Raw genomic sequence first — 11,634 nt, forward strand, 5'->3', positions numbered from 1 at the left:
ATCCAACACGGGTACGGCTAAGCTTTTATCACCCAGGAGTGATGATACAGTCTCGCTCACTCCCAGCACGGCTAGCCCCAAACCAGCTTTTTGCAGAAAAGTCCGCCGATTAAGTCCCATATCAGCCATCAGCTATCAGCTATCAGCTATCAGCCTACCAGGAATGTCGAATTGGGAATTGTAAATCGGGGGAGATCGATTTTCATCGTGGATGGGAGCGCTGACATCATGAAGCCTGAAGTTAAACTCTGTGGCATGGCTATCCCGCACGGGTGCAGTCAAAACCAGTTGGTAATGTCCAGAAACTTTCTTTGCGTCCCCGCGTCCTCATGTCCCCGTGTCAGTCTCAACCAACTACTGATGACCACACGCATCCTGCACCCATCAAATCTCGTAATTGGTAATATTCATGGCTCTTGCCAATTCTGCGGCTACCGCAGGGCGTGAAAACTCTGGCGGCGGCAACTCACCTCGACGCAACATCTCCCGAACTTTCGTTCCAGATAGATGCACCCGCTCTTCCGGTCTGGATGGGCTAGTTTTCGTGGTTGCCATCTGCTCAGTACGCTTGCAGTAGAAGGCATGTTCAAACTTCATCGGCACGATCCCCAGTTCACCTAGCTCATACTCATCAAAGATGTGCTGGGCATCGTAGGTACCATAATAGTCACCCACACCGGCATGGTCGCGACCCACAATAAAGTGAGTACAGCCATAGTTCTTACGAATCAGAGCGTGGAAAATTGCTTCTCTCGGCCCCGCATAGCGCATCGCCGCTGGATTAATCGCCAGAATCACACGGGTTTCTGGGAAGTAAAGTTCCAGCATAATTTCGTAGCAGCGCATCCGCACCTCAGCGGAGATATCGTCACTCTTTGTGGCACCGACGAGGGGATGTAAGAACAGACCATCTACTGTTTCTAGGGCACACTTGATGATGTATTCGTGCGCTCTGTGAATGGGATTGCGTGTCTGGAATCCGACAACTGTTTTCCAACCCCTTTCTTGAAAAAGAGCACGGGATTTCGCGGGGTCAATTTGGTAGGAGGGAAAATGGGGATGGTGGTCGCGTTGCAACAACCAAACCGGGCCAGCTAAATTAACGTCTCCCTGGTCATAAACGACTTTAACCCCAGGGTGTTCTTCCTCATCGGTGCGGTAAACATTCACCGCTTCCCGAACTTTGTCGTAACGATACTTCTGAGTCAGCTCTAAAACACCAACAAAGTTTCCATTCGGGTCATCCAAACGCACCAAGCTGCCTTCTTTTAAACGTTCTGCTACGGCCTCATCCACAGACAGTGTGACCGGAATTGACCAAGGCAAACCGTTGGCTAGCCGCATCGTCTCAACCACTGTGTCGTAGTCGGCTTGCTCCATGAAGCCAATCAGGGGACTAAATGCCCCAATGGCAATCATTTCTAAATCGGAGGTTGCCCGCTTGTCGAGTTGGACTCTGGGGAGAAAGTCGGCTTTATCTAAAAATTCATGCCGCTGGTTGTGCGAGGCAATACGGTGAATGAGCTGACCGCCGTGGGGGGCAATGCTCTCTGGATGCTGACTCAAAATGATCCCCTTTCTACGTAGACTGTAATTCCAAATTAATCTTCTTTCTATACAACGGCAATTTTACTGATAGTTACCCTCCTCTGAGAAGTAGTCTCTCTTCGGGGAATCCAAACTCCCCGAAGCACCGTTACTTTAACCAGCCGCCGCCAGTCGTTCGATAATGCCACCCCCTAGCAGGATATCCCCCTCGTACAACACAGCGGCTTGTCCTGGGGTGACGCTAAATTGAGGTTCATCAAAGACCAATTTCATGCGGTTGGCTTCCAGAGGAATCACAGTCACGGGTACGGCAGGGGAACGGTAGCGGACTTGCGCGGTCGCTCGAATGGGAGCTGTGGGTTCAGGGATCGAGACCCAGTTTACTCGTCCTACTGTACATTCTGGCTGGGTGGCATGGGTGCGATCGCCAACAATCACTTGGTTTCGTCCCGCGTCTATCCCAATCACGTACAGGGGTTGAGCCGCCGCAATCCCGATGCCCTTACGCTGTCCAATCGTGTAATGGTGAATCCCGTTATGCTGTCCTAAGACTTTCCCCTCCACGTCAACAATCTCACCGGAGGTTTGGGTAATGTACTTGTCCAGAAAGGCTTTCATGGAACCATGAGATTCAATCAAGCATAAGTCTTGGCTTTCTGGCTTATCGGCTGTCTTGAGGTTATATTCAGCCGCTAGGCGTCGCGTCTCCGTTTTCTTGAGTTCTCCCAAGGGAAACAGGGTTCCCGCCAGTAGCTCTTGAGTTAAGTCGTAGAGAAAGTAAGATTGGTCTTTTGTCAAGTCTACGGCTCTGAGCAATTGATAGCGATCGCTCGTTGCCTCATACTGAATTCGGGCGTAGTGACCTGTGGCAATTTGGTCAATCCTCAACTGCTCGCGGGAATAACTCAGCATGGGGCCAAACTTCACCGCTCGATTGCACTGTGAACAAGGCAAAGGCGTGATTCCGGCTTCGTACCCCGAAACCAGATAATCCACAATATAGCGCTGAAACACATCGCGGCTATCCACAATATGATGGGGAATCCCCAGTTGCTCACAGATGAACGCCGCATCGACCATCCCTTCAGAGCAGCATTGACCTTTCCCTTTCATTAACCACAGGGTTAGACCAACGACTTCGTATCCTTGACGATGTAGGGTAGCGGCAGCGACAGAACTGTCTACTCCACCAGAGAGGCCGACGACGACTCTGTTCATGAAATCACACGTAGTATGCTTGAAATATAATTCTTTTTCTAGGCTAACATCTATCCGAGTGTTAATCGCCTATTAGCGCACTCCATCCTGGAGCATAGAAGTTATTGATAAAAACATGACTATTTATTGACAGGCACCACCTTAAACAAGGTGATCAGAATACCATTAATCCATACAATGTCATCACTCGTTCAAGAGCCTCGGTTGCACGCCACGTACATCGCGTTCATTTAACTGGGAGAAATTGTCAGTATGGGTTGGCAGAAGAATTGTTTATATCCGGGTGTTTTTGCCGTTGTCCTCTGTGCAGAACTGGTTGGTCTTGCGATCGCGCCACAACTAAAAGCACAGTCACAATTAGTTAGTGTAACCTTCCCGCCAGCCTCCAACATTGGCGCACCGACTAGAACAACTGGAGGAGGGCAGCGGAGTCCCAATTGTATCAATCAGAACAATCCTTCTTTAACGGTTTTGGCTCCTAGCAATAATGTGGGGACAACCATTTCATCTAATCCCACCTTGTTTTGGTACGTTCCCACAACAAAAGCCCAGTCCGCAAAATTTATGGTTCTTGACGGTGAGGAAAATGAAGTTTACGAAACCACACTGGCACTGACGGGTGTTCCTGGTGTCGTAAAACTGAGCCTACCAAAGACGGTTTCTCTAGCTCCTGGCAAGACTTATCGCTGGGTGTTGATGTTGCAGTGTAACTCTGAGGATCACTCAATGGATCCCTATGTTGAAGGGAACCTTGAGCGCAAAGAACTGAGCGTGGTAGATAAAGCTAAGCTCGATCAAGCAACACAACCCCTGCAAAAGGCTGAAGTGTACGCAGGGGCAAGCATTTGGCAAGAAACCGTGAGCATTTTGGCTCAGCTGCGCCAGGAGCGCCCAAGTGACCCTAAAGTAATTGCGGCCTGGAAAGAACTATTAAACTCAGTTAATTTAGATGCGATCGCCAATGAACCTTTAGTTGAGTGCTGTACAGCTAATTCAGGGGTCAATGGTCAGTAGTCAGCGGTCAATGGTCAACTACTCGCCCTTACTGGGTTGAAGGGCGAGCTTGGAAGAGCCAGATTTCAATAACACTTGTCTACCACTCAAGCCTGACGCTAGTACAGAAGGCTGGATATTGCCCCAGTTCAGCCTTCTGTAAGAGCTTCAAGGTGATGGCGAGGGTGATGGGCTGGGTGACGGCGAAGGCGAGGGACTAGGTGACGATGAAGGCGATGGGCTGGGTGACGGCGAGGGCGACGTGGTTCGTGGTGTTGCCCGTGGGGTCGGAGTTGGTTTTGGCGTCGGTGTCGTTCGTGGGGTTGGCGTTGGGGTTGGGGCTGGGGTTGGGGCTGGGGTCGGGCTTGGTTTCGGGGTGGGAGAACTCTGATTTAGAATTCCTTCGGCTTCTGTGTCAAGTTTCTGGCGAAGTTGTAGGTTCGCAATTCCCGTCTCTGACAAATTAGAACTCTGCTGATACCGCTTTACAGCTGCTTCGGTTTTTGCATCCCAAAACTGGTTGATGGGTAAGGCAGGGCTGGGCTGAAGAACCAAATTTAGATTGGCTTTCAGAATTTTCACTAAATCGGCTGCCAGATTCTGAGTAATAGGGCCAGCTACGCCATCAACCTGTAGCTTATATCCTTGCTGAAACTGTCGAATAGCCGTTCGGGTTGCCTCATCTCTGAGAGTATCTCCTAACGTAACGTTGTATCCGAAGCCACGCAGAATAGCACGCAACTCGCCTGGGGTATAGTCCCGGCTACGGGCGGCGAAAGAGACTTCGGCACTTACGACACTTGCGGCTAAACCCACGCCAATGATAGCGATTGGCAGTCCGTATCGATTCCACATCATCTATATTCCTCACACCACTGATGGAGCCAGATAAGACTTTGAACAGGTATAGTTTAAGCTGAAAGATGCTGTTTTTTCTTATTGGCTGTTTTTTCTTATTGATATAATATTTTTTCTCGCTTTAGGCAATACCAATCTGATGGGCAAAACTCAAGGATGACTAGCCATTTTATGACTCTGCTGCCACGGATGTATCGATATCTGTAGAGTGGAGAATTGAGAAGCGTAATCCAGTCCTATACCCAACTGCTTTTGATGCCTCTGCAATAGTAGATTAATGGCGTCTGGACTTCGATACTCTGAGATGAATAATCTCTTATGACAAAAAATTATGTCATCCTTGCCAACACTGACCCCCATCAAGAATCAAAGTCAAGTGCGCCGGAGCCTGTGGTTTGAACGAGGTATGGCGATGATCGCATCAGCCAACCTGCTACTAGTCCTGTTTGACTTGAGTTACATCCCCCTGCGAAATTTCTGGCTTCAGGGCAGAATCACGATTCCTTTGCTCAATCAAACTATTAAGGTTCCCCTGCCACCGATCGCCAAGTGGTATGACCCAATTAAAGGTATTGAACCCCACCGAGATACGCAGAAGTATTTGGATAGGGTCGAAGAATTGGAAAACCAGATTAGCCAAACCCCGTTGCGATCGCCACAGGTAGAAGTCATTCTCCAGGATCTACGCAGTCGTAGCGTAGAAATGATAGATTCCAATCCCTTTGAGCTGGCCAATAAGACAGGCACCCTGGAAAGAATTAAAAATAAGATGCGTGAGCATGTATTTAACCGTACAGATGCATCAGCCAAAGAGTCATTTAGAAGGTTCTGGAGCCAAAACTACTTAGCTACAGGTTCTCCAAAACAAGAACTGGCTTTTTTCAATGGGGAGATTCGACCTTTAATAGAAACTAACTACTATCGTCCCATTGGAGAAAATGGTGAATTTATAGACCTTTTTTGGAGCATTGACTTACTTTTTGTCCTTCTGTTTGGCTTAGAGTTTCTGGCGCGTACCTGGTTGATCAGTCGTCGTCACACAGGAGTCAGTTGGCGAGATGCCATGCTATGGCGTTGGTACGACATCTTTCTGATACTGCCGTTTTCGTTAGTTCCCTACTTGCGCTATTGCCTGCTGCTGCGTATCATCCCAGTCACAATTCGCTTGAACCAGGCTAAACTCATAGACCTAGAACGTATCCAACAACAAGTCAGTCAAGGATTCGTTGCTGCGATCGCTGAAGATGTCACAGAAGTTGTAGTGGTTCGTGTCATTAATCAAGTTCAAAGCTCAATTCGCGAGGGAGACATGGCTAGGTTACTCTCCAAACGAGAGGTTCGTCCCTATGTCGATATTAATAATACAGATGAAGTAGCCGCGCTTACTACTTTGATGACGCAGCTCGTGGTTCATCGGGTTCTTCCCAAAATCCAACCTGACGTAGAAGCCTTGCTACAACATAACTTGGACAAGGCTATCAAGCAGTCTCCAGCCTACCAAACGCTAGAGCAATTACCAGGACTCGTTGGACTTCAGCACCAACTGACTGAGCGACTAGCAAGAGATATCACCCAGGCGGTCTACGAGGGTCTCAACGCGGCCATAGAAGAAGACCCTGTCGGGGAAGAACTATTTAAACGACTCATCGAACACCTGAGCGAAGCCGTAGGAACAGAGATGCAGGCAAAGCAGACCTTACAAAGAGTTCAGTCCTTACTGACGGATTTATTGGAGGAAATCAAAATTAACTATGTCGAGCGCATGTCTGAACAAGATTTAGAGGAAATATTAGAACAAACTAGAGCCATCCGCCAAATTGCTCAACAGTAATACGGTTGAGGGGGGACTTGGGACTTCCAGACTGGAAGGGAGACAAGCTAGACCTCATGCCTTTTGGGCACAACGAGAAAATCTCTATTCCCCTACTCCCTACTCCCTACTCCCTACTCCCCAATCCCTAATCGCCCGTCACAGGGAGAGCAGATTGCGCTACACTCGAACATAGCAGGAAGTCTTTGCGATTTGCTGCGGGGCTTCTTGTTGGAAGAAATTTTACCTGGAAGTGGGGTTGACCCACTTTTTTTGTTGTTGGAGTGCTTCAATGACTCATCCCTTAATTCCCCAACTCATCGATTTAGCGACGCCAGTAGCTGAAGACCTGGGATTGGAAGTCGTGGGGGCAGTTTTTCACACGAACAGACGCCCTCCCGTACTGCGTGTGGATATTCGTAACTGCGCTGATGATACCAGTTTGGATGACTGTGAACGGATGAGTCGGGCACTGGAAGAAAAACTAGATGCTTTAGATCTGATTCCAGACGCCTATGTTTTGGAAATCTCCAGTCCTGGACTCTCGCGTGAGCTGACCACAGACCGAGAGTTTATTTCTTTCAGAGGGTTCTCTGTCATTGTCAAGGCATCTGAACCCTATGAAGGGCATACGGAGTGGCGTGGACAGTTAATTCGCCGGGATGACACCGGAGTTTACCTGAACCAAAAAGGTCGTGCGATCGCTATTCCCCGTCAACTGGTAATTACGGTGCAGTTGGAAGATAAGGTTTGAATTCGGGTTGAAGGTTGAAGCGGAACAGGTTGTAGACGCCTATTGGCTGGTCGTTCGTTTTAGCCAAGTAGCTTCTGAGAAGGCGATCATTTCCGTTTCCCAGTGAATGAAGTTCCAAAGGAGCCAGCGCAAGTGTCTCCTTCCGGGAGCAAGCAGAAAACGGTAGCGTCTTCCGGCCTAGCCCTTCTACAAGGGTAGGGTCGCTTCGGTTAAAACGTTGGATTGGCTAACTTTCAACCCATAGACAAACCGTTCACTTTTTATCTATATCATCCACTACGGAGATTTGCTTATGTCAATAGTTGCCCTACCCGGCCTAAAAAAGATGATCGAAGAGATCAGTCAAAGTCACAATCTACCGAAATCTGCCGTTCAACAAGCGCTACGAGAAGCACTTTTAAAAGGATATGAGCGCTATCGTCGCGCTCAACGCCTGGATCGATACCATTTTGAAGAAGACTACTTCGACAACTTTGAAGTCGATCTCGATATTGAAGAAGAAGGCTTCCGGGTTCTATCTACCAAAACCATTGTTGAAGAGGTCAGCAACAGCGACCATCAAATTTCCTTGCAAGAAGTTCAGGAAGTAGCGTCTGAAGCCCAATTGGGGGATTCGGTCGTTTTAGATGTGACGCCAGACCAAAGTGAATTTGGACGGATGGCAGCCATTCAAACCAAGCAAGTGCTATCTCAAAAACTACGAGACCAGCAACGCAAACTGATTCAAGAAGAGTTTGAAGAGCTCGAAGGCACCGTTTTACAAGCCAGAGCCTTGCGGTTTGAACGGCAGTCGGTGATTATGGCGATCACTAGTGGCTTTGGTCAGCCAGAGGTAGAAGCAGAGCTGCCTAAGCGGGAACAACTGCCCAACGACAACTATCGCATCAATGCGACGTTTAAGGTTTATCTCAAAAAAGTGCGCGAAGGCCCTCACCGGGGTCCTCAGCTTGTCGTTTCTAGGGGGGCGGCGGGTTTGGTCGTCTATCTATTTGCCAACGAAGTCCCGGAAATTGAAGACGAAGTTGTGCGAATTGTAGCAGTAGCACGGGAAGCCAATCCTCCCTCTCGACATGTTGGCCCTCGTACTAAAATTGCAGTAGATACTCTAGAACGAGATGTCGATCCGGTCGGTGCTTGTATTGGTGCTAGGGGATCGCGCATCCAAGTCGTAGTCAATGAATTACGGGGTGAAAAAATTGACGTCATTCGCTGGTCGCCTGACCCATCCACCTATATCGCCAACGCTCTCAGCCCAGCGCGAGTGGATCAGGTGTTATTGGTCAATCCAGAAGGCCGTCAGGCACATGTTTTAGTGGCGGAAGACCAGCTCAGTTTAGCGATTGGCAAAGAAGGTCAGAATGTCCGCCTCGCCGCCCGCCTGACCGGTTGGAAGATAGATATTAAAGATGTTGCTAAGTACGACTACGAAGCCGAACATCGCAAAATAGAGGCATTGAAAGCGAGTACTCCTGATGTTGACGAGATTCCAGAGGATGAAGAAGAAGCAGTAGAAACCCTGAATCTGACTAATGCCGATCCAGTGGTTGAAACAGGCTATCAAGGCTATCAAGAAGAAGAGTAGGAGACAGCTTTGGCTTGGTGTTCAGTTGGTATGTACCTATCCAACGCGATCGCTAGTCAATTTAAACGCCTGAAGCTGTTTTAACAGACAACAACACCTGTTTGCCTGAAGAAGTACAAAACCTCTCACCCGTTCTATGGAGCCTAACAATCGTCGTTGTCTGAGCTGCCGTAAGGTAGCCCCTAAAAAAGCGTTCTGGCGCGTTGTCCGAGTCTACCCATCGCGACAGGTACAATTAGACGAGGGGATGGGGCGTTCTGCTTACATCTGTCCTCAATCAAGTTGTCTGGCGGCGGCTCAAAAAAAAAACCGACTGGGGCGGAGTCTTCGCACCTCGGTGCCAGAAGAGCTTTATGACATCCTGTGGCAGCGTTTAGCCGCTATGCCAGCAACAGAAAATCGACCAGGAAAAGGGGAGGTATAACTCTTAAGCCATCAAATGCTTTCAGGGAATCGAAGCAATCGTTAGGATAGAAAAGAGGGAGTGGTTGTTTGGGTTCTCTCGACGGGAGGTGCAGTCGGCTCAACCTGAATCAGCAACCGATACAGGATAAGAAAGCCGAAACTTGAAATAACACAAAACCTATATCAGTTTTTTTAAGATTTGTGCAAGATTAGAGAGGAAGGGTTTAACCCTTTGACAAATAAGTACCGGGTTGAGGGGAAACAGACCCATTTCAATCCTTGATGGTTGAGCACTTAATTGCGAAGCGGATTCACATTCACAACAGATAACAACTCTATCCATTGGATACAAAACAAATGAGCAAACAGTCATTCGAGCATGGCGATATGGTGTAAAACTGGTAGTTACGACGGGGAAATACTGGATGAACAACGGCAAAGTCAGAATTTACGAGTTATCACGGGAATTGGATTTGGACAATAAGCACATTTTGGATATCTGTGAAGATCTCAATATTGCGGTCAAAAGTCACAGTAGTACGATCACGGAATCGGAGGCGGAACGTATTCGTGCGGCTTCAGAAAAATTCTCTGACCGCTCAACGGCTGTAAAAAGCCGTGTTAGCGCTGCCTCCACAGAAGGAGGAACAGGAGCGCCATTGAATAAATTTGCTGCCCGCCCCAAGGGCCAGCCCAGGCAACAAATCGTCGGAATAAAGCCAAAGTCTCCTACCAGTTCTAGATCTCAACAGGAGGACAATAGAGTGGGAACTCCTCCTCAACCCCCCGTCAAGCCATCAGTGACCCCCCTCAATAAGCCGACACTGAATCGACCTGCCATTAAGCAGCCAGAACGTCCGCCTGAGCCGACCACTGAGCTGGAACTCCCAGATGAATTAGAAGAGACAAGACCAACAGAGGCTCAGGTTGAAGCTGAGCCTGCCCAACTTGCTGGCCCCCCATTAAGACCAACACCGCCAAAACCTGCTCAGCTGACACAGGTTGAGCGACCCGTTTTAAAGCGAGATCGACAGGAGGTTGCGCCAGCCAAACCGAGCGGGACTCCTGCACCGCGTCAGGCAGTTAGTTCCCCTCAACCCACAACGACTTCGGAACCCTCACCTTCAGGGCGTCGAGCTTCACCCCCGCCAGCTCCAATACCCGCTAAACTTCAGGGGCCGCCAAAAAGACCCCAACCCCATAGGGAAGGCCAAGATGCTCTGGCAGCAACTCTAACAGGAGGCAAGCTGCTAGATGATGAATTGGCGGGGCCAGAAGATGATATCGAGGGGATATCGACCGACATCAAGGAGTTGAAGGCACCGAAGCGACTGACTCCTCCTCGACCCCCGAAAAAGAAAGAATGGGTTGATGAAGATGATGAGTCGCAAGAGCTGGCTAAGGCCGGGAAAGCCGGAGCCAAGCTCAAGCGGCGACCTGAACTCTTTGAAGATGATGAGGAAGACATTGAAGATCAGCTGGCTGAACTAGGAGCACCAGTCATTGCCACTCAAGCGGTGGCGCGTCCGGCCAAACCGAAGTCAAGCCAAAAACAACCCGCAGCGGCTGCAATGCCTATGGCAAACCAGAGGAGAAAGCCTGGAGCCAGAAGCAGCGATCACAGCAACAAGTCAGATAATCGCGATCGCCAACGGGATAAGAAAGCAACTCCAGAGCGCCCAGAAACTATCGTATTGACTGGCTCTGTGACAATTCGAGAACTGGCAACAGCCTTGGGGATTGCGGAAACAGAGATTATTAAAAAGCTGTTCTTCAAAGGAATGGCAGTGAGCATCACCCAAACCCTGGATATCCCCACAGCCAGTTTGGTGGCAGAGGAACTGGGCGTGACCGTTGAAACGGCCGAAGAAGCATCCGCTGCAACTAAGGTTACAGAAATGTTGGATGCGGAAGATATGGAAAGCCTGCAAAGGCGTCCACCCGTCGTCACCATTATGGGTCACGTCGATCACGGTAAAACCACCCTGCTCGATGCTATCCGCGAAACCAAAGTGGCGCAGGGCGAAGCGGGTGGGATTACCCAGCATATCGGCGCTTACCACGTCGATGTTGACCATGACGGTCAAACCCAGCAGGTGGTCTTCCTGGATACTCCGGGACATGAAGCCTTCACCGCCATGCGGGCGCGTGGAGCACGAGTCACAGACATCGCTATTTTGGTGGTGGCTGCTGATGATGGCGTCCAACCTCAAACCATTGAAGCGATTAGCCACGCCAAAGCGGCTGAAGTTCCCATTGTTGTTGCCATCAATAAAATTGACAAACCCGGAGCCCAGCCTGACCGCGTTAAGCAGGAATTAACTGACCAAGGTTTGCAGCCAGAAGAATGGGGTGGCGATACGATTATGGTGCCGATTAGTGCCAAACAAAATATTGGCGTCGATAAGCTACTCGACATGGTACTTCTGGTAGCTGACCTTGAGGAGTTGAAAGCCGATATTGATA

The 11,634-nt window shown here is 49.3% G+C and carries 10 protein-coding genes; 6 read left to right on the forward strand and 4 right to left on the reverse strand.

Going from position 1 to position 11,634, the window contains the following annotated elements:
• The 3 genes from V6C93_RS12720 to mnmA all read right to left on the reverse strand — a co-directional run.
• A partial coding sequence (locus V6C93_RS12720; RefSeq protein ID WP_333477035.1) for a twin-arginine translocation signal domain-containing protein occupies positions 1-129 on the reverse strand: 129 nt, incomplete at its 3' end.
• A 255-nt stretch (positions 130-384) separates the two neighbouring features.
• Positions 385-1,566 (reverse strand): sulfate adenylyltransferase, encoded by a 1,182-nt coding sequence (gene sat, locus V6C93_RS12725; protein ID WP_333477026.1) that lies wholly within the window; start codon positions 1,564-1,566, stop codon positions 385-387.
• 135 nt (positions 1,567-1,701) lie between these two features.
• Positions 1,702-2,766, reverse strand: coding sequence for a tRNA 2-thiouridine(34) synthase MnmA (mnmA, locus tag V6C93_RS12730; protein WP_333477027.1), 1,065 nt, complete (start codon positions 2,764-2,766; stop codon positions 1,702-1,704).
• Between the two features lie 252 nt (positions 2,767-3,018).
• Between mnmA and V6C93_RS12735 the strand changes: the two genes are divergently transcribed.
• Positions 3,019-3,780: a DUF928 domain-containing protein gene (locus V6C93_RS12735; RefSeq protein WP_333477028.1), complete on the forward strand. Its 762-nt coding sequence runs from the start codon at positions 3,019-3,021 to the stop codon at positions 3,778-3,780.
• 147 nt (positions 3,781-3,927) lie between these two features.
• Here V6C93_RS12735 and V6C93_RS12740 read toward each other — a convergent pair whose 3' ends face one another.
• Positions 3,928-4,617 (reverse strand): peptidoglycan-binding domain-containing protein, encoded by a 690-nt coding sequence (locus V6C93_RS12740; RefSeq protein WP_333477029.1) that lies wholly within the window; start codon positions 4,615-4,617, stop codon positions 3,928-3,930.
• Positions 4,618-4,948: 331 nt separating this feature from the next.
• On the opposite strand from V6C93_RS12740, the gene V6C93_RS12745 reads away from it, so the two are divergent.
• From V6C93_RS12745 to V6C93_RS12765, 5 genes are all read left to right on the forward strand, one after another.
• Entirely contained in the window at positions 4,949-6,448 is a 1,500-nt protein-coding gene (locus tag V6C93_RS12745) for a hypothetical protein (RefSeq protein WP_333477030.1), read from the forward strand.
• 271 nt (positions 6,449-6,719) lie between these two features.
• Complete coding sequence (gene rimP / locus V6C93_RS12750) at positions 6,720-7,181, forward strand: ribosome maturation factor RimP (protein ID WP_333477031.1); 462 nt, start codon at positions 6,720-6,722, stop codon at positions 7,179-7,181.
• Between the two features lie 292 nt (positions 7,182-7,473).
• Positions 7,474-8,763: a transcription termination factor NusA gene (gene nusA, locus V6C93_RS12755; protein WP_333477032.1), complete on the forward strand. Its 1,290-nt coding sequence runs from the start codon at positions 7,474-7,476 to the stop codon at positions 8,761-8,763.
• Between the two features lie 136 nt (positions 8,764-8,899).
• A complete protein-coding gene (locus V6C93_RS12760; protein ID WP_333477033.1) occupies positions 8,900-9,187 on the forward strand; it encodes a YlxR family protein in 288 nt (95 codons plus the stop codon).
• Between the two features lie 406 nt (positions 9,188-9,593).
• Positions 9,594-11,634: translation initiation factor IF-2 N-terminal domain-containing protein (locus V6C93_RS12765; RefSeq protein WP_333477034.1), on the forward strand; the 2,041-nt coding region annotated here is incomplete at its 3' end.

It is taken from the genome of Allocoleopsis sp., from assembly GCF_036703385.1.
Classification (GTDB): Bacteria; Cyanobacteriota; Cyanobacteriia; order Cyanobacteriales; family Coleofasciculaceae; genus Allocoleopsis.